This window comes from Sphingomonas sp. Leaf34 (assembly GCF_001421805.1).
In the GTDB taxonomy this organism is placed as follows: domain Bacteria; phylum Pseudomonadota; class Alphaproteobacteria; order Sphingomonadales; family Sphingomonadaceae; genus Sphingomonas.
In genome coordinates this window covers 17,367-32,908 of sequence record NZ_LMLC01000001.1, presented here as the reverse complement: position 1 = coordinate 32,908, position 15,542 = coordinate 17,367, and the positions used below count along the sequence as shown (strand labels likewise).

The window sequence follows — 15,542 nt, the reverse complement described above, 5'->3', positions numbered from 1 at the left end:
ATGGCTCGTTCAGTCTGGAAGGGCCCCTTCGTGGACCTTCATCTGCTCAAGAAGGCAGAAACCGCCCAGGACACCAACGCGCGTTCGCCGATCAAGACCTGGTCGCGCCGCTCGACGATCCTGCCGTCGTTCGTGGGCCTCACGTTCAACGTCTATAACGGCCGCAAGTTCGTGCCCGTCTCGGTCAACGAGGACATGGTCGGCATGAAGCTCGGTGAGTTCGCGCCCACGCGCTACTTCCCCGGCCACTCCGCCGACAAGAAGGGCAAGCGCTGATGTCTAAGCAAGTCAGCCCGCGCAAGGTCGCGGACAACGAGGCGCTTTCGGTCGGTACGCAGATCCGCGGTTCGGCACAGAAGCTCGGCCTCGTCGCTGCGCTCATCCGTGGCAAGAAGGTCGGCGATGCGATGAACATCCTCGCCTTTTCGACCAAGGGCATGGCGATCGAAGCCCGCAAGGTGCTGGCCTCGGCCATCGCCAATGCGGAGAACAACCACAATCTCGACGTCGACTCGCTGGTCGTCGCCGAGGCATCGGTTGGCAAGTCGATCACGATGAAGCGCTTCGCTACCCGCGGCCGCGGCAAGTCGACCCGCATCCTCAAGCCATTCAGCCGTCTGCGCATCGTCGTGCGCGAGCAGGAAGAAGCATAATGGGTCAGAAGAGCAACCCCATCGGTCTGCGTCTGCAGATCAACCGTACCTGGGATAGCCGCTGGTACGCCGAAGGCGCCGACTATGGTCGGCTCCTGCTCGAGGATCTCAAGATCCGCGCATTCATCATGAAGACGCTGCCGCAGGCCGCGATCTCCAAGGTGGTCATCGAGCGTCCGGCCAAGCTGGCCCGCATCTCCATCTTCGCTGCACGCCCCGGCGTGATCATCGGCAAGAAGGGTGCGGACATCGAGAAGCTGCGTTCGACGATCGGCAAGATGACGTCGTCGACCGTGTCGCTGAACATCGTCGAAATCCGCAAGCCGGAAGTCGATGCGCGTCTCGTCGCGCAGGGCATCGCCGACCAGCTCGAGCGTCGTATCGCTTTCCGTCGCGCCATGAAGCGTGCGGTTCAGTCGGCGATGCGTCTCGGTGCCGAGGGCATCCGCGTGAACTGCGGCGGCCGTCTTGGCGGCGCCGAGATCGCGCGGTCGGAGAGCTATCGTGAGGGTCGGGTTCCGTTGCACACGCTGCGCGCGAACATCGATTATGCCGAGGCTACGGCGCACACGTCTTACGGCGTTTGCGGCGTGAAGGTCTGGGTCTTCAAGGGCGAGATTCTCGGCAACGATCCGACGTCGTACGACCGCATCATGATGGAGGCTCAGACCTCCGGCGTGCGGCCGCAGCGCGACGATCGTCGCTAAGGGGCAGGAACAGACATGCTGCAACCAAAAAAGACCAAGTTCCGGAAGGCCTTCAAGGGCAAGATTTCGGGCGACGCCAAGAGTGGCTTCTCGCTCAATTTCGGCTCTTACGGCCTGAAGGCCATGGAGCCCGACCGGATCACCGCACGCCAGATCGAGGCGGCACGCCGCGCGATCACGCGTCACATGAAGCGCCAGGGGCGTTTGTGGATCCGCATTTTCCCAGATCTTCCGGTCTCGGGAAAGCCAGCCGAAGTCCGCATGGGTAAGGGCAAGGGCGCGCCGGAATATTGGGCCGCTCGCGTCAAGCCGGGTCGGATCCTGTTCGAGCTCGACGGCGTCGACGGCAAGATCGCCGCCGAGGCGTTCGAGCGGGCGGCCATGAAGCTGCCGATCAAGGTAAAGGTCGTTGCCCGCCTGGGTGACACCTCGCATCTGGGAGGCGAGTAAGATCATGGCTCGTATCGACGACATGAAGACCAAGAGCGACGACCAGCTGTCGGAGTCGCTCGGCGAACTGAAGCGCGAGCAGTTCAACCTGCGCTTCCAGGCCGCCACGAACCAGCTCGAAAAGCCGAGCCGCGTTCGTGAGGTCCGCCGCGACATCGCTCGCATCAAGACCCTGCAGGCTCAGCGCACCAGCGCTGAAGCCGCGAAGTAAGGAACACATCATGCCGAAGCGCGTGCTGACCGGTCTGGTCGTGTCCGACAAGGGCGACAAGACGGTGGTCGTGAACGTCGAGCGTAAGGTGAAGCACCCGCTCTACGGGAAGATCATCCGTCGCTCGAAGAAGTATCATGCTCATGACGAGAGCAACGAGTTCAAGCAGGGCGAGACCGTGCGGATCGAAGAGACCGCACCAATCTCCAAGCTGAAGACCTGGAAGGTGATCGAGCGGGTCAACACCCACGCGACGCCGGAACGGGCTTCGGCCGAGGGCTGAATCAAACATGAGGGCAGGGGGGCAACTCCCTGCGCTCTTGTTTTCGTAAACGGGAACGGCTAAGCGGCCGCTCCTCCCCGCTGCGGATTCGTCCGCGGCGGGGTGATTTTTTAGGCGGGGTTCGGTCGGTATCGACCCCAGAGACAGAGAAGGGATACGGATCCATGATCCAGATGCAGTCCAATCTCGACGTCGCTGACAACAGCGGCGCGAAGCGGGTGCAGTGCATCAAGGTGCTTGGGGGTTCCAAGCGTCGTGTTGCAGGCGTTGGCGACATCATCGTCGTCAGCATCAAGGAAGCGCAGCCACGGGGCCGTGTGAAGAAGGGCGACGTTCACCGCGCGGTGATCGTGCGTACCGCCAAGGATATCCGCCGTGCAGACGGTACGGTCATCCGCTTCGACGGCAACGCCGCGGTGCTGGTCAACAAGAACGAGGAGCCGATCGGCACCCGTATCTTTGGCCCAGTCGTTCGCGAGCTGCGCGGCAAGAAGCACATGAAGATCATCAGCCTCGCGCCGGAGGTGCTGTAATGGCGTCGCAGCGTATCAAGAAGGGTGACAAGGTCATCGTCCTGTCCGGCAAGGACAAGGGCAAGACCGGCGAAGTCACCATGTCGATGCCGAAGGCCGACAAGGTCGTCGTCGCGGGCGTCAACATCGCCGTGCGTCACACCAAGCCGACTCAGGGTGACCCGCAGGGTGGCCTGATCCGCAAGGAAGCACCGATGCACGTTTCGAAGGTCGCGCACGTGACCGCCGACGGCAAGCCGACCCGCGTCCGCTTCGAGGAGCAGGACGGCAAGAAGGTCCGCGTGGCCGTCAAGACCGGGGAGAAGATCAATGGTTGATCAGAACACTGGCGCAGACGCCGCTGGCACCGAGGTCGCCTACACGCCGCGCATGCGGAAGATGTACGACGAGACGATCATCAAGGCGATGGTCGACAAGTTCGGCTACAAGAACGTCATGGAGATCCCGCGGATCGACAAGATCGTTCTGAACATGGGCGTCGGCGAAGCCACGCAGGACAAGAAGAAGGTCGACCAGGCTGCTTCCGAAATGGAGCTGATCGCCGGCCAGAAGCCTGTCGTGACGAAGGCCAAGAAGTCGATCGCACAGTTCAAGCTGCGTGAAGGCATGCCGATCGGCGTGAAGGTTACCCTTCGCCGCGAGCGCATGTACGAGTTTCTCGACCGTTTCATCACGATCGCTCTTCCCCGCGTCCGCGATTTCCGCGGGCTCAACCCGAAGAGCTTCGATGGCCGTGGCAACTATGCCTGCGGTATCAAGGAGCAGATCGTGTTCCCAGAAATCAGCTATGACCGGGTCGACAAGGTCCGCGGCATGGATGTGATCGTGACGACGACCGCAAAGACCGACGACGAGGCTCGCGAGCTTCTGCGTCTGTTCGGTTTCCCGTTCCCGATCGAAGACGACGCTGCCGACGAGAAGAAGGCAGCTTAACTACCAACCGCCGCCCGTGACCTCGTGTCACCGGCGGCGCTTCAGGAAAGAAAGAACTTAAGTCGATGGCGAAACTGAGTTCAGTCAACAAGAACGAGCGCCGCAAGCGCATGGTCAAGCAGTATGCGCCGAAGTACGCGGCACTGAAGGCGATCGCAGCGGACAAGACGCTCGACGAGGGTGAGCGTCTGATCGCTCGCCTCAAGATGGCGGCACTGCCGCGCAACGCGAACCCGACCCGCATCCGTAACCGGTGCGAGCTGACCGGTCGCCCGCGCGCTTATTACCGCAAGTTCCGGCTCTGCCGTATTCAGCTGCGCGATCTGGCCAACAAGGGCCTGATCCCCGGCGTCACGAAGTCGAGCTGGTAAGGACTAATCATGGCAGTGACCGATCCCCTGGGTGATTTGCTCACCCGTATCCGTAATGGCCAGCGCGCGAAGAAGGACTCCGTCCTGACTCCGGCGTCGAAGCTGCGCGTCCGCGTGCTCGACGTTCTGCAGCGCGAAGGCTATATCCGTGGCTATAGCGAAGAGCAGATGGGCCCCGCGGCCGGCCTTCGCATCGAGCTGAAGTATTTCGAGGGCCAGCCTGCGATCAAGCATGTCGCGCGCGTCTCGAAGCCCGGCCGTCGCGTCTATTCCGGCTCGCAGGAACTCCCGCGCGTCCGTAACGGCCTCGGCATCACCATCGTCTCGACGCCCCGCGGCGTGCTTTCGGATTCCGAAGCACGCGAGCAGAACGTCGGCGGCGAAGTCCTCGCGGAGGTGTTCTGATGAGCCGTATTGGTAAGAAGCCGGTTTCGGTACCGGCCGGCATCACGCCGAGCATCGCGAACAAGCAGCTAACCGTGAAGGGCCCCAAGGGCACGCTCACGATGCCGCTGCGCGAAGAGATCAGCTACACGATCGAAGACGGCGGCATCTCGGTGCAGCCGGCCAACGATACCAAGCGCGCGCGCGCGTTCTGGGGCATGCAGCGTACGATGGTGCAGAACCTGATTACGGGCGTGTCGGAGGGCTTCACCAAGAAGCTGCTGATCACCGGCGTCGGCTACCGTGCCGCTGCCCAGGGTCGTAACCTCAAGCTGCAGCTCGGCTACAGCCATGACGTGAACATCGACGTGCCGGAAGGCATCGAGGTGAAGACCCCGGACAACACCACGGTCGAGATCTCGGGTTCCGACAAGCAGAAGGTCGGCCAGCTGGCCGCCGAAATCCGTCAGTGGCGCAAGCCCGAGCCTTACAAGGGCAAGGGTATCAAGTACGACGGCGAGTTCATCTTCCGTAAGGAAGGGAAGAAGAAGTAATGACCAAGGGTCTCTCTCTTTTCGCAAAGCGGCGTCGCCGCAATCGTACCGCGCTCCGCGCACGTGCAGGCACCCGTCCGCGGTTGTCGGTACATCGCTCGGGCAAGCACATCTATGCCCAGGTGATCGACGATGCCGCTGGTACGACGGTCGCTTCGGCCTCGACGCTGGAGAAGGACGTGCGCGGCACGTCCGGCGCCAACATCGACGCGGCGACTTCGGTCGGCAAGCGCGTCGCCGAGGCTGCCAAGGCAGCGGGCGTGACTCAGGTCGTGTTCGATCGCGGCGGCTTCCTCTACCACGGTCGCGTGAAGGCTCTTGCCGATGCCGCGCGCGAAGCCGGATTGGAGTTCTAAGACATGGCTGACGAAAACAACACGCCAGCGGTAATCGCACCCGAGACGACCGCACAGGACGTCACGGCTCAGAACGTGCCGCAGAGCACCGGGTACCAGGGCAATAACGGCGGTGGCCGTGGTCGACCCGGTGGCGGCGGCGGTGGCGGTCGTGGTGGCCCCGGTGGCGGTCGCAGCGGTGGCCCGGGTGGCAACCGCGGTGGTCGTGACGGCGGTCGCGGTGGTCGTGACAATCGTGGCGGTCGTCCGGGTTCGGACGATGGCGGCGAAGAGCTGATCGAGAAGCTGGTTCACATCAACCGCGTCTCGAAGACGGTCAAGGGCGGCAAGCGCTTCGGCTTTGCAGCACTCGTCGTCGTCGGCGACGGCAAGGGCCGTGCGGGCTTCGGTCATGGCAAGGCACGCGAAGTGCCGGAAGCCATCTCGAAGGCGACGGCTGCTGCCAAGAAGAAGATGGTTCGCGTCCCGCTCAAGGACGGTCGCACGCTGCATCATGACGGCAACGGTCACTTCGGTGCCGGCAAGGTCACGCTGCGGTCGGCGCCTCAGGGTACGGGCATCATCGCCGGTGGCCCGATGCGCGCCGTCTTCGAATCGCTGGGCGTTGCAGACGTCGTGACCAAGTCGGTCGGTACGTCGAACCCCTACAACATGATCCGCGCAACGTTCGAAGCCCTTGGCGAGCAGACCTCGCCGAAGGCCGTCGCACAGCGTCGCGGCAAGAAGATCGCCGACCTGCTCGGCCACGGTGGGTCGAAGACCCCCGAGGCAGACGCAGCTGCGATCACGGAGTAAGCGATCATGGCAACCATCAAGATCACGCAGACCGGTTCGCCGATCCGCCGCGAGAAGGACCAGCGCGCAACGCTGATCGGTCTCGGCCTGAACAAGATGCACAAGACCCGCGAGCTGGAAGACAGCCCAGAGGTCCGCGGCATGATCCGCAAGGTGCAGCACATGGTGTCGGTGGAAGGCTGAGCCTTCACGACCCACGTGACAAATACGAGAAAGGGGGCTAACGGCCCCCTTTCTTATTCCAGAATCCATTTCCACAGCGCGTAACAAGCGAAAGCGAGTGCATTACCATGAAGCTCAACGAACTCCGCGATAACGAAGGTGCCCGTAAGTCCAAGATGCGCGTCGGACGCGGCATCGGCTCGGGCAAGGGCAAGACCGGCGGCCGTGGCCAGAAGGGCCAGAAGAGCCGCGAGGGCGTGTCCATCGCCGGCTTCGAAGGCGGCCAGATGCCGCTCCACATGCGTCTGCCTAAGCGCGGCTTCAACAACATCTTCCGCAAGGACTTCGCAGAGGTCAACCTCGGCGCGATCCAGCTCGCGGTCGATGCCGGCAAGATCGAGGCGAACTCCACGCTCGACCACGCCGCGCTGAAGGCCGCAGGCCTGGCACGCGGCGGCAAGGACGGCGTCCGCCTCCTCGCCAAGGGCGAGCTGACCACGGTCCTCTCGTTCACCGTCGACGGCGCGTCGAAGGGCGCGATCGAAGCGGTCGAGAAGATCGGCGGCAAGGTCGAGGTGATCCACTTCGTCCCCGCAGCCGAGAAGGCTGCCGCCAAGAAGGGCGTGAAGTACAAGGAGCGTGCGGCGCACAAGGCGTCGTTCAAGGCCTGACTTTGATGGGGGAGGGGGCGCCGGGTGCGCTTCCCCCTTTTTCGTTTGGTCTAAAATCCTCCCCCGCCAGGTGGAGGTGTCAGCGTAGCTGACGGAGGGGGCGGTAAGCGATGAACTCGCGTTCCGAAACCTCCCCCTCCAAGCCGCCGAAGCGGCCCACCTCCCCCTGGCGGGTGAGGATTCCGCAGACGCGATCCGCCTTAGGCATTAGACAAGCGCGCTCCTGCGCCTATATGAGCGGCGGGGGCGGTCACAACGCATCCCGCCTTCTTTGTTTCCAGGACGATCACACGCATGGCATCCGCAGCCGACCAGATGGCGCAAAGCATCAGCCTTTCGAAATTCGCGAAGGCGACCGACCTCAAGAAGCGGTTGTGGTTCACGATCGGCGCGCTGATCATTTTCCGCCTGCTCAGCTACGTGCCGCTGCCGGGTGTCGACCCGACCGCGCTCGGCCTGCTGTCGCAGCAGACGCAGGGCGGCGTGCTCGATTTCTTCAACACCTTCTCGGGTGGTTCGCTCAGCCGCATGTCGCTGATCGCGCTCGGCGTGATGCCCTACATCACCGCCTCGATCGTGGTGCAGCTCGCGACGTCGCTGTCGCCGACGCTCGCCGCCATCAAGAAGGACGGCGAATCGGGCCGCAAGCGCCTCAACCAGTACACCCGCTACGGCACCGTCGGCCTGACCGCGGTGCAGGGCTATTTCATCGCCGTCGGCCTTGAAACGCTCGGCGCGGCACAGGGCATCCAGGCGGTCATCGAGCCTGGCATGATGTTCCGCGTCGCCGCGGTCATCTCGCTGATCGGCGGTACGATGTTCCTGATGTGGCTCGGCGAGCAGATCACCAGCCGCGGCATCGGCAACGGCGTCTCGCTGATCATCATGGCCGGCATCGTCGCGCATCTGCCCGTCACGCTCGTCAACCTGCTCGAAGGCGGCCGTTCGGGTTCGCTCGATCCGATCAAGCTGATCGGCATCGTCGTCGCGGTGGTCGTGCTGATCCTCTTCATCTGTTTCATGGAGCGCGCCCAGCGTCGTATCCTGATCCAGTATCCCAAGCGCCAGACTCAGCGCGGCATGCAGGCCGATCGCAGCCATCTGCCGCTGAAGATCAACACGGCAGGTGTCATCCCGCCGATCTTCGCGTCGTCGCTGCTGCTGATGCCACTGACGATCTCGCAGTTCGCAGGCCAGCGCGTGGCGGGCGAGTCGAAGTGGGGCGATTTCATCATCACCCTCAACCAGTACCTCCAGCACGGTTCGCCTGTGTACATGCTGCTGTACGGCGCCGGCATCATCTTCTTCTCGTTCTTCTACACCGCGGTCGTCTTCAACCCCGAGGAAACCGCCGACAATCTGAAGCGCAATGGCGGGTTCATCCCCGGCATTCGCCCGGGCAAGAACACCGAGAATTACTTCGATTACGTGCTGACTCGCATTACCGTCATCGGTGCGGCGTATCTGACGATCATCTGCCTGTTGCCCGAATATCTGGTGACCGCGTTGCAGATCCCGTTCTACCTCGGCGGCACCAGCCTGCTGATCGTCGTCAACGTGACGATGGACACGGTGACGCAGATCCAGTCGCACCTGCTGGCGCACCAGTATGGCGACCTGATCAAGAAGGCGAAGCTCAAGGGCAATCGACTTCGTTAAGTTGCGGGGCTAACCCGGTTTAATCCTGCACGAACGAGGGGAGTGCGTTTCGTGAATATCATCCTTCTTGGACCGCCTGGCGCGGGCAAGGGCACCCAAGCCGCCACGCTCGTCAGCGAGCGCGGCATGGTGCAGCTTTCGACCGGCGACATGCTGCGTGCAGCGGTCGCCGCCGGAACCCCGGTCGGCCTTCAGGCGAAGTCGGTGATGGAATCGGGCGGGCTCGTTTCGGACGAGATCGTGTCGGGCATCATCGGTGAACGCCTCGACCAGCCGGATACCGCGAACGGCGTCATCTTCGACGGCTATCCGCGGACTGCGGCGCAGGCCGAGGCGCTTGACGGCCTGCTCGCCGATCGCGGCCGGACTCTCGATTACGTGATCGAACTCGGCGTCGACGAGGCAGCACTCATCGACCGCGTCGTCGGCCGCTACACTTGCGCCAAGTGCGGTGCGGGTTATCACGATCGCTACAAGAAGCCGGCGGTTGCGGGCGTGTGCGACGTGTGCGGATCGACCGAGTTCAAGCGTCGTCCCGACGACAACGCGGAGACCGTCCACAACCGCATGTCGGAATATCGGGCGAAGACGGCACCGATCCTGCCGATCTACGATGCGCGGGGGCTGGTCCATCGCGTGGACGGCATGGCCGACATCGCGCATGTCGGTTCCGCGATCGCGGCGATTCTCGACGGCAGGTAATCTGTTCTCCCGCGAAGGCGGGGGAACATGACTGCGGCGACGGCGATCTACTTACCCTTAATGCCTACCCGTTGGATTAAGGCCTCGGTTGGGTAATCCGCCCCGCTCTCCGTCATCCCGGCGAACGCCGGGACCCACGGTTACGGCAGACCAGGCGAGGGCCTGTCATCATCACCTTCTCCGCAACCATGGTCCCGGCGTTCGCTGGGATGACGGAGGGGTTCGGGCTGCGCATCTCTCGGCCGCCCTCGCACGCGTCAGCGGTGGGCGTTAGCGCAGCACGCGTTGGTCCATTGCGACCATCACCCAACACGCCTCAACATGACGCAATTGTCACCCGTCGGTCATCGCGCTGACCCCCACCAGATCCTAGAAAGACCCCGTGGCCAGCAACGGCCGCGCGACTTTCCAGAGATCGGTGCCCGTCACTCCCGGGGGTACCGTGGGGGCCGGTGGGAAGACTTCTTTCCGCCGGCCTTTCCGTTTATGAGGGCAGGAGATAGTGACCGATTTCGGTGCCAGGGAAGGTGATAGCGCGTTGAGCCGCAAGATTTTGATCGTCGAGGACGATGCGTCGACATCCGCCTATCTTGCCAAGGGTTTAGCCGAAGCCGGACATGCGATCGAAGCCTGCGCCGATGGCCGTGACGGTCTGTTCCTCGCCAGCGAGGGCATCTTCGACCTGATCATCGCCGATCGTATGCTGCCGGGCCTTGACGGGCTATCTATGGTGAGCGCGATTCGCGCCGCCGGCATCGCGACGCCGGTGCTGATCCTGTCCGCGCTCGCCGCCGTCGACGACCGCGTCGATGGCCTGAAGGCTGGCGCGGACGATTATCTCTGCAAGCCATTTTCATTTGCCGAACTCTCCGCACGCATCGAAGCGATGCTTCGCCGCTCGGATCGCGCCGCGACCGAGCCGCAAAAGACCAAGCTTGCCGTCGGTGACCTCGAGATCGATCTGCTCGCGCGCGCCGTCTCGCGCGCCGGTCGCACGATCCCGCTTGGCGCGCGCGAATTCAACCTGCTCGAATTCCTCGCGCGTCATGCTGGCCAGGTCGTCACGCGCACGATGATGCTCGAGAAGATTTGGAACTATCATTTCGACCCGGGCTCGAACGTCGTCGACGTCCATATCGGCCGCCTACGCCGCAAGCTCGAGGATGGCTTCCCGACGCCGATCCTTCATACTGTTCGTGGCGCTGGATACCGTCTCGCTGTCGAAGGCTGATCCGGGGTGGTGATCCGGCTTTCGGTAACCGCCCGAATTGCGCTTCTGTCGATTGCCCTCGCGCTCGTGTCCAATCTCGCGCTGGTCGGCTTCGTGTGGAAGACCACCAGCGCCGACGCGATCGACGCGATCCGTCGCGAGACGACCGAGCAATCGGAGGCGTTGCGCGCGGTCTGGCGTAGCGGCGGGCTTCCCGCAGTGCGTCAGGCGATCAACGGTGCGGTCGTTCCCGGTGACGTGTCGCTGGTCCTCGCGGTGATCGACCCGGAGGGACGTGCGGTTGTCGGAATCGCGCCGGCACGGCTCGCGGTACCGCTCAAGACCACGCATTTTCGGATCGCGCGGCTTGGCGCCGACGCACTCTGGTCGGCGCGCGAGTCGGGGTACGCGCTGCACCCGCTCGGCGCGTACTGGCTTCTCACCGGTCGCAATCTCGACCTGATCGCCGCCGAGGAGCGCGCGATCGAACGCGCGCTCGCGGTGGCCGTTTTCCTGTCGCTTGCGCTCGGCGTGGTCGGCGGGCTTGTCCTCACGCGCTACGTCGGCCGCCGCCTCGACGGCATCGCCAAGGCGATCGAGGCGGCGGGCGAAGGCGATCTGTCGCGGCGCGTCGATATGGCCGCGGGCGGTGGCGACGCGTTCGATCGCCTCGCGGTGCGGCTCAACGTCATGCTCGGCAAGCTCGAGGGCGTGATGGCCGAACTGCGGATCGTCACCGACAGCCTCGCTCATGATCTGCGCTCGCCGCTCGCGCGGCTGCGTACCAAGACCGAGCAGGCGGTGCTGATCGCCGACCCGGACGCACGCGAGGCGGCGCTTGGCGGCCTGCTGGTCGAGACCGATCTCGTCATGCGGATGCTGACGATGGTGATCGAGATCAGCCGCTCGGGCTCGGTCTCGCGCGATCGCTTCATCGAGGTCTCGCCGGCAGACCTTCTCGAAGAGATTGGTGAACTCTACGCGCCTGTCGCGGAGGACGCAGGTCTCGTCTTCACGATCGCGATCGACGATCGCCCGCCGCCGATGAAGCTGCACCGCGAACTGATCAGCCAGGCGATCACCAACCTGATCGACAACGCGCTCCGCCACGGCGCAGGCGGGGGCGAGGTGACGCTGCGGATCGTCCACCGCACCGATGGCGTCGCGATCCAGGTCGAGGACCGCGGCCCCGGCATCGCCGCTGCGGATCGCGCACAGGCGTTGAAGCGCTTCGGCCGCCTCGACAGCGCACGCTCAACCCCCGGCGCAGGGCTCGGCATGGCGCTGATCGAAGCGGTTGCGCGGCTGCATGATGGCCATTTCGAACTTGCGGACAATGCGCCGGGCCTGATCGCCCGCATCGTCCTCCCCCTCTGACCCTCCCCCTGGCGGGGAGGATCTTGCGCGGCAACCGGTTGACCGCAACCGACTCCGCGGCGATGTCGTGGTCATGACGACCTTAGCCTCGAACCGCCGCATCCTCGCCGCCAGCCTGGTCGGCACCGCAGTCGAGTTCTACGATTTCTACATCTATGCGACCGCCGCCGCGCTGGTGTTCGGCCCGTTGTTCTTCGCCGGGCAATCGGACTCGGCGCAATTGCTGCTGAGCTATGCGACGTTCGGGCTCGCCTTCGTCGCGCGTCCGGTCGGTGCGATCGTGTTCGGGCATTTCGGCGACCGGGTCGGGCGCAAGTCGACGCTGGTCGCGTCGCTGCTGCTGATGGGCGGATCGACCGTCGGGATCGCGTTCCTCCCCACCTATGCGCAGGTCGGCTGGATCGCGCCCGCATTGCTCTGTCTGATGCGGCTGGGGCAGGGACTAGGGCTGGGCGGCGAATGGGGCGGGGCGGCGTTGCTCGCGGTCGAGAACGCGCCGCCGCACCGCAAGAACACCTGGGGGATGTTTCCGCCGCTCGGTGCACCGGTAGGTTTCCTCGCCGCCAATGGATTATTCCTGGTCATCGGCCTCGTGCTCGACGAGGCGCAGTTCGTCGCATGGGGCTGGCGCATCCCGTTCCTGTTGAGCGCGATCCTCGTCGGGCTGGGGCTGTGGGTGCGGCTGAAGCTGACCGAAACGCCCGCGTTCCTCGAGGCCGAGGCGACCGAAGCGCTCCCCAAGGTGCCGATCGCCACGCTGCTGACTCAGCATCTGCGCGCGACGCTCGCGGGGACGTTCGGCGTCATCGCCTGCTTCGCGCTGTTCTACCTCGCGACCGCCTTCGCGCTTGGCTACGGCACCAAGACGCTCGGCTATTCTCGCGAGGCGTTCCTCGCGGTCGAACTGGTCGCGATCTGGTTTCTCGCAGGCGGCGTGATCGTGGCCAGCGTGCTGTCGGACCGGCATTCTGCGGCACGGATGCTCGCGATCGGGTTTGCCGGGTGCATCGGCGTCGGCGCGCTGATGGGGCCGATGCTGGGTTCGGGATCGCTGTTTACGGTGTGGCTGTGGCTGTCGGGCGCGCTGTTCGTGATGGGGTTCGCCTATGGGCCGCTCGGCGGATGGCTGCCGAGCCTGTTTCCCGCGGGGGTGCGCTACACCGGCGTGTCGATGACGTTCAACCTCGGCGGCGTGCTCGGCGGTGCGCTCGCGCCGATCGTGGCGGAGGCGCTGGCACCGCATGGCCTATGGCTGGTCGGCGGGTATCTGATGGCGGCGGGGGTGCTGAGCCTGGGCGGACTGCTGATCCTCGGCCGCACCGGTCAAAAATAGTATGTTCTCCCGCGAAGGCGGGAGCCCAGTCTGGGCTCCCGCCTTCGCGAGAGAACAAGCTTCTACGCCGATGCTGGCCGTAAAAGAGTCAGCCGCGCCTTGCCGTGGACGCGAGTCGCGTCGACCTCGAAGCCCGCCAGTTCGACGACCTCGGCCTTGGCGGTCTCCAGGCTGATCCACGTCGCCGGGCCGACCCAGCCGAGCCGCGACAGCTTGTCGAGCGCGACCAGCCCGGCGCCGGTGGTGTACGGCGGATCCATCAGGATCACGTCGAGCGGTGCAGGCGCGGGGCCGAGCGCCATCACCGAGGTGGCGCGGACGTCGCCGCGAATCTCGAGCTTGGCGAGGTTGGCTTTCAGCGCGTCGACCGCCAGCTTGTCCGATTCGACGAACATGCACGTCGCCGCGCCGCGCGACAGCGCCTCGATACCCAGCGCGCCCGAGCCGGCGAACAGATCGGCGACTGCCAACCCCTCGAAGCTGCCGACTCGACTGGTCAGCATCGAAAACAACGTCTCGCGCATCCGGTCGGCGGTCGGACGCGTGGAATCCCCCTTGGGCGCGACGATCGGGCGTCCGCGCCATTGGCCCGCGATGATCCGCATCAGCGTTTCCCTCCCCGTGGTGCACGGGGCGGGTGACCGCGGCCTCCCGACGGACCCTTGCCGGGTGCGGTGGGACGACTCCCCCGCTCAGGTCGCGCCGGCGCATCGCGCATTGGCCGCGGCTCCGCGCCGGGACGCCCGGCGGCACTACGCGCGGCGCGCTTGTCGAGCGAACTGCGGCCGCGCGAATCGTCGGCCTGCGGGCGGAAGCCGCGCGGCTGTTCCTGGCGCTGCGGCGTATCGCCGCGGCGCGGCGTCACGGTTCCGCCAGCGCCGACCCGCGATGGCGCGGCACGGTCGCGCGGCGGCTTGGCGGCGCGGAAATGCTTGATCTTCGGGCTGGTGCTCAGCTCCTCGCCGCGATCCGCCCGCTCCTGGCGCGCATAGGGCTTGGACGTCTCGCCGCTGGTTGGTCGGGCGTGATGCGTCCCCGTCGGCCGAGCGGCGTTGCGCGCATCGGGCCGCGCCCAGGGATCGTTGACGTCGCCGCGCTGCATCGCCGCGGTCGGGCGGATCCGCTCGGGCCGTGCTGGCCGCGACGGGCGCTCGGTCGGCGCGCTGGTGCTGGCGAAACCCGAACTCGCAGGTGCGCTATACGGGGTGCGGGCAGGTGTACGCGCGCCACCGGGCGCCGGCCGCGCGCCGAATGCCGGCCGCCCCGTCGACGCGGAATGCCCCGTCGATGCAGGACGAGGGGCGTTGCTCCCGCGCTGGTTCGACCGCGCACCGATCCCGGCCCCCGCGCCGGCACTCGCGCTGATCCCGATATTGGCGCGCGCGCCCGGACCCTCGGGCCGCCCCTTCGCCAGCTCCTTCTGGAACGCGACGACATCGTGCTGGAGCACTTCGCCGATCTGGCCGGGCGGCAGATCGCCGAGCACGAACGGGCCGTAGCGCGTCCGGATCAGTCGCGAGACCTGCAAGCCCAGATGCTCGAGCACGCGGCGGACTTCGCGGTTCTTGCCCTCGGTCAGGATCATCTCGATCCACACATTGGCACCGGTCCGACGCTCGATATTGGCGTTGATCGAGCCATAGCGCACGCCCTCGATCTCTATCCCCTCGATCAGTTCCTCGAGCTGCGGCTGCGTGATGTTGCCGTAAGCGCGCGCGCGATAGGCGCGCTCGACACCCGTCGCGGGCAGTTCGAGCTGGCGTTTGAGCCCACCATCGGTGGTCATCAGCAACAGCCCCTCGGTGTTGAGATCGAGGCGACCGACCGGCACCAGCCGCGGCAGATCCTGCGGCAGGCGATCATAGATCGTCGTGCGCCCGGCAGGATCGCGCTCGGTGACGAGTAGTCCGGTCGGCTTGTGATACAGGAACAGCCGCGCCGCGCTGGGCGCCTCGACGGGATCGCCGTCGACCGTCACGCCGGCAAGATTGCGCAGGATCGTCGCGGGCGTATCGAGCGTCGAGCCGTTCAGCGCGACGCGGCCCTCGGCGATCATCCGCTCGATATCGCGGCGCGAGGCGATCCCTGCGCGGGCGAGCAGCTTGGCGATACGGTCGCCTTTTACCGGATTGGCGGGGGTTGCAGGCGCGTCGTTCGACGGGCTGGCAGTCGGGTTATCGTCTTTTGAAGTCGTCATG

At 65.2% G+C, this 15,542-nt stretch carries 23 protein-coding genes; 21 read left to right on the top strand and 2 right to left on the bottom strand.

Features of this window, described 5'->3' with window-relative positions:
• The 21 genes from rpsS to ASF00_RS00115 all read left to right on the top strand — a co-directional run bounded on the left by rpsS (position 1) and on the right by ASF00_RS00115 (position 13,344).
• On the top strand, positions 1–276 hold the full coding sequence (rpsS, locus tag ASF00_RS00215) for a 30S ribosomal protein S19 (protein ID WP_031393761.1): 276 nt from the start codon (positions 1–3) through the stop codon (positions 274–276).
• Complete coding sequence (rplV, locus tag ASF00_RS00210; RefSeq protein WP_037529220.1) at positions 276–653, top strand: 50S ribosomal protein L22; 378 nt, start codon at positions 276–278, stop codon at positions 651–653. Before rpsS ends, rplV begins: the two co-directional genes overlap by 1 nt.
• Positions 653–1,360: a 30S ribosomal protein S3 gene (gene rpsC / locus ASF00_RS00205; protein WP_055872646.1), complete on the top strand. Its 708-nt coding sequence runs from the start codon at positions 653–655 to the stop codon at positions 1,358–1,360. The genes rplV and rpsC overlap by 1 nt, the downstream gene beginning before the upstream one ends.
• Before the next feature lie 15 nt (positions 1,361–1,375).
• Positions 1,376–1,810, top strand: coding sequence for a 50S ribosomal protein L16 (gene rplP, locus ASF00_RS00200; RefSeq protein WP_031393758.1), 435 nt, complete (start codon positions 1,376–1,378; stop codon positions 1,808–1,810).
• A gap of 4 nt (positions 1,811–1,814) precedes the next feature.
• Complete coding sequence (gene rpmC, locus ASF00_RS00195) at positions 1,815–2,021, top strand: 50S ribosomal protein L29 (RefSeq protein WP_055872644.1); 207 nt, start codon at positions 1,815–1,817, stop codon at positions 2,019–2,021.
• A gap of 10 nt (positions 2,022–2,031) precedes the next feature.
• On the top strand, positions 2,032–2,304 hold the full coding sequence (rpsQ, locus tag ASF00_RS00190; RefSeq protein WP_031393756.1) for a 30S ribosomal protein S17: 273 nt from the start codon (positions 2,032–2,034) through the stop codon (positions 2,302–2,304).
• Positions 2,305–2,468: 164 nt separating this feature from the next.
• Entirely contained in the window at positions 2,469–2,837 is a 369-nt protein-coding gene (gene rplN, locus ASF00_RS00185) for a 50S ribosomal protein L14 (RefSeq protein WP_031393755.1), read from the top strand.
• Positions 2,837–3,154 carry a 50S ribosomal protein L24 gene (gene rplX, locus ASF00_RS00180; protein WP_055872640.1) on the top strand — a complete coding sequence of 106 codons (318 nt, stop codon included), beginning with the start codon at positions 2,837–2,839 and terminating at the stop codon, positions 3,152–3,154. Before rplN ends, rplX begins: the two co-directional genes overlap by 1 nt.
• Positions 3,147–3,770, top strand: coding sequence for a 50S ribosomal protein L5 (gene rplE, locus ASF00_RS00175; protein ID WP_199860867.1), 624 nt, complete (start codon positions 3,147–3,149; stop codon positions 3,768–3,770). Before rplX ends, rplE begins: the two co-directional genes overlap by 8 nt.
• A 65-nt stretch (positions 3,771–3,835) precedes the next feature.
• The gene (gene rpsN, locus ASF00_RS00170) at positions 3,836–4,141 is read left to right on the top strand and encodes a 30S ribosomal protein S14 (protein WP_055872639.1); all 306 of its coding nucleotides are present in this window, start codon (positions 3,836–3,838) and stop codon (positions 4,139–4,141) included.
• Positions 4,142–4,150: 9 nt separating this feature from the next.
• Positions 4,151–4,546, top strand: coding sequence for a 30S ribosomal protein S8 (gene rpsH, locus ASF00_RS00165; RefSeq protein ID WP_031393751.1), 396 nt, complete (start codon positions 4,151–4,153; stop codon positions 4,544–4,546).
• Positions 4,546–5,079, top strand: a complete 534-nt coding sequence (gene rplF, locus ASF00_RS00160; RefSeq protein ID WP_055872637.1) for a 50S ribosomal protein L6 — start codon at positions 4,546–4,548, stop codon at positions 5,077–5,079. Before rpsH ends, rplF begins: the two co-directional genes overlap by 1 nt.
• Positions 5,079–5,435: a 50S ribosomal protein L18 gene (rplR, locus tag ASF00_RS00155; RefSeq protein WP_031393749.1), complete on the top strand. Its 357-nt coding sequence runs from the start codon at positions 5,079–5,081 to the stop codon at positions 5,433–5,435. Before rplF ends, rplR begins: the two co-directional genes overlap by 1 nt.
• A 3-nt stretch (positions 5,436–5,438) precedes the next feature.
• On the top strand, positions 5,439–6,230 hold the full coding sequence (rpsE, locus tag ASF00_RS00150; protein WP_055872635.1) for a 30S ribosomal protein S5: 792 nt from the start codon (positions 5,439–5,441) through the stop codon (positions 6,228–6,230).
• A gap of 6 nt (positions 6,231–6,236) precedes the next feature.
• Positions 6,237–6,413 carry a 50S ribosomal protein L30 gene (gene rpmD, locus ASF00_RS00145; protein ID WP_055872633.1) on the top strand — a complete coding sequence of 59 codons (177 nt, stop codon included), beginning with the start codon at positions 6,237–6,239 and terminating at the stop codon, positions 6,411–6,413.
• A 107-nt stretch (positions 6,414–6,520) separates the two neighbouring features.
• Positions 6,521–7,063 (top strand): 50S ribosomal protein L15, encoded by a 543-nt coding sequence (rplO, locus tag ASF00_RS00140; RefSeq protein WP_055872629.1) that lies wholly within the window; start codon positions 6,521–6,523, stop codon positions 7,061–7,063.
• A 294-nt stretch (positions 7,064–7,357) separates the two neighbouring features.
• The gene (gene secY / locus ASF00_RS00135) at positions 7,358–8,722 is read left to right on the top strand and encodes a preprotein translocase subunit SecY (protein WP_055872627.1); all 1,365 of its coding nucleotides are present in this window, start codon (positions 7,358–7,360) and stop codon (positions 8,720–8,722) included.
• A 51-nt stretch (positions 8,723–8,773) separates the two neighbouring features.
• Entirely contained in the window at positions 8,774–9,424 is a 651-nt protein-coding gene (locus ASF00_RS00130; RefSeq protein WP_055875094.1) for an adenylate kinase, read from the top strand.
• A 538-nt stretch (positions 9,425–9,962) separates the two neighbouring features.
• Positions 9,963–10,655 (top strand): winged helix-turn-helix domain-containing protein, encoded by a 693-nt coding sequence (locus ASF00_RS00125; RefSeq protein ID WP_055872624.1) that lies wholly within the window; start codon positions 9,963–9,965, stop codon positions 10,653–10,655.
• Positions 10,656–10,664: 9 nt separating this feature from the next.
• Positions 10,665–12,011 (top strand): sensor histidine kinase, encoded by a 1,347-nt coding sequence (locus ASF00_RS00120; RefSeq protein WP_055875092.1) that lies wholly within the window; start codon positions 10,665–10,667, stop codon positions 12,009–12,011.
• 73 nt (positions 12,012–12,084) lie between these two features.
• Positions 12,085–13,344, top strand: coding sequence for an MFS transporter (locus ASF00_RS00115; RefSeq protein WP_055872622.1), 1,260 nt, complete (start codon positions 12,085–12,087; stop codon positions 13,342–13,344).
• Positions 13,345–13,406: 62 nt separating this feature from the next.
• Here the strand turns inward: ASF00_RS00115 and rsmD are convergent, their stop codons facing one another.
• Positions 13,407–13,949 (bottom strand): 16S rRNA (guanine(966)-N(2))-methyltransferase RsmD, encoded by a 543-nt coding sequence (gene rsmD / locus ASF00_RS00110; RefSeq protein WP_055872620.1) that lies wholly within the window; start codon positions 13,947–13,949, stop codon positions 13,407–13,409.
• A complete protein-coding gene (locus ASF00_RS00105) occupies positions 13,949–15,541 on the bottom strand; it encodes a pseudouridine synthase (RefSeq protein WP_082463136.1) in 1,593 nt (530 codons plus the stop codon). The genes rsmD and ASF00_RS00105 overlap by 1 nt, the downstream gene beginning before the upstream one ends.
• Position 15,542 lies beyond the last annotated feature (1 nt).

Bases quoted from the DNA above. Each gene is read 5' to 3' on its own strand.
- rpsS (WP_031393761.1), top strand. From the start codon at position 1: ATGGCTCGTTCAGTCTGGAAGGGCCCCTTCGTGGACCTTCATCTGCTC.
- rplV (WP_037529220.1), top strand. From the start codon at position 276: ATGTCTAAGCAAGTCAGCCCGCGCAAGGTCGCGGACAACGAGGCGCTT.
- rpsC (WP_055872646.1), top strand. From the start codon at position 653: ATGGGTCAGAAGAGCAACCCCATCGGTCTGCGTCTGCAGATCAACCGT.
- rplP (WP_031393758.1), top strand. From the start codon at position 1,376: ATGCTGCAACCAAAAAAGACCAAGTTCCGGAAGGCCTTCAAGGGCAAG.
- rpmC (WP_055872644.1), top strand. From the start codon at position 1,815: ATGGCTCGTATCGACGACATGAAGACCAAGAGCGACGACCAGCTGTCG.
- rpsQ (WP_031393756.1), top strand. From the start codon at position 2,032: ATGCCGAAGCGCGTGCTGACCGGTCTGGTCGTGTCCGACAAGGGCGAC.
- rplN (WP_031393755.1), top strand. From the start codon at position 2,469: ATGATCCAGATGCAGTCCAATCTCGACGTCGCTGACAACAGCGGCGCG.
- rplX (WP_055872640.1), top strand. From the start codon at position 2,837: ATGGCGTCGCAGCGTATCAAGAAGGGTGACAAGGTCATCGTCCTGTCC.
- rplE (WP_199860867.1), top strand. From the start codon at position 3,147: ATGGTTGATCAGAACACTGGCGCAGACGCCGCTGGCACCGAGGTCGCC.
- rpsN (WP_055872639.1), top strand. From the start codon at position 3,836: ATGGCGAAACTGAGTTCAGTCAACAAGAACGAGCGCCGCAAGCGCATG.
- rpsH (WP_031393751.1), top strand. From the start codon at position 4,151: ATGGCAGTGACCGATCCCCTGGGTGATTTGCTCACCCGTATCCGTAAT.
- rplF (WP_055872637.1), top strand. From the start codon at position 4,546: ATGAGCCGTATTGGTAAGAAGCCGGTTTCGGTACCGGCCGGCATCACG.
- rplR (WP_031393749.1), top strand. From the start codon at position 5,079: ATGACCAAGGGTCTCTCTCTTTTCGCAAAGCGGCGTCGCCGCAATCGT.
- rpsE (WP_055872635.1), top strand. From the start codon at position 5,439: ATGGCTGACGAAAACAACACGCCAGCGGTAATCGCACCCGAGACGACC.
- rpmD (WP_055872633.1), top strand. From the start codon at position 6,237: ATGGCAACCATCAAGATCACGCAGACCGGTTCGCCGATCCGCCGCGAG.
- rplO (WP_055872629.1), top strand. From the start codon at position 6,521: ATGAAGCTCAACGAACTCCGCGATAACGAAGGTGCCCGTAAGTCCAAG.
- secY (WP_055872627.1), top strand. From the start codon at position 7,358: ATGGCATCCGCAGCCGACCAGATGGCGCAAAGCATCAGCCTTTCGAAA.
- ASF00_RS00115 (WP_055872622.1), top strand. From the start codon at position 12,085: ATGACGACCTTAGCCTCGAACCGCCGCATCCTCGCCGCCAGCCTGGTC.
- rsmD (WP_055872620.1), bottom strand. From the start codon at position 13,949: ATGCGGATCATCGCGGGCCAATGGCGCGGACGCCCGATCGTCGCGCCC.
- ASF00_RS00105 (WP_082463136.1), bottom strand. From the start codon at position 15,541: ATGACGACTTCAAAAGACGATAACCCGACTGCCAGCCCGTCGAACGAC.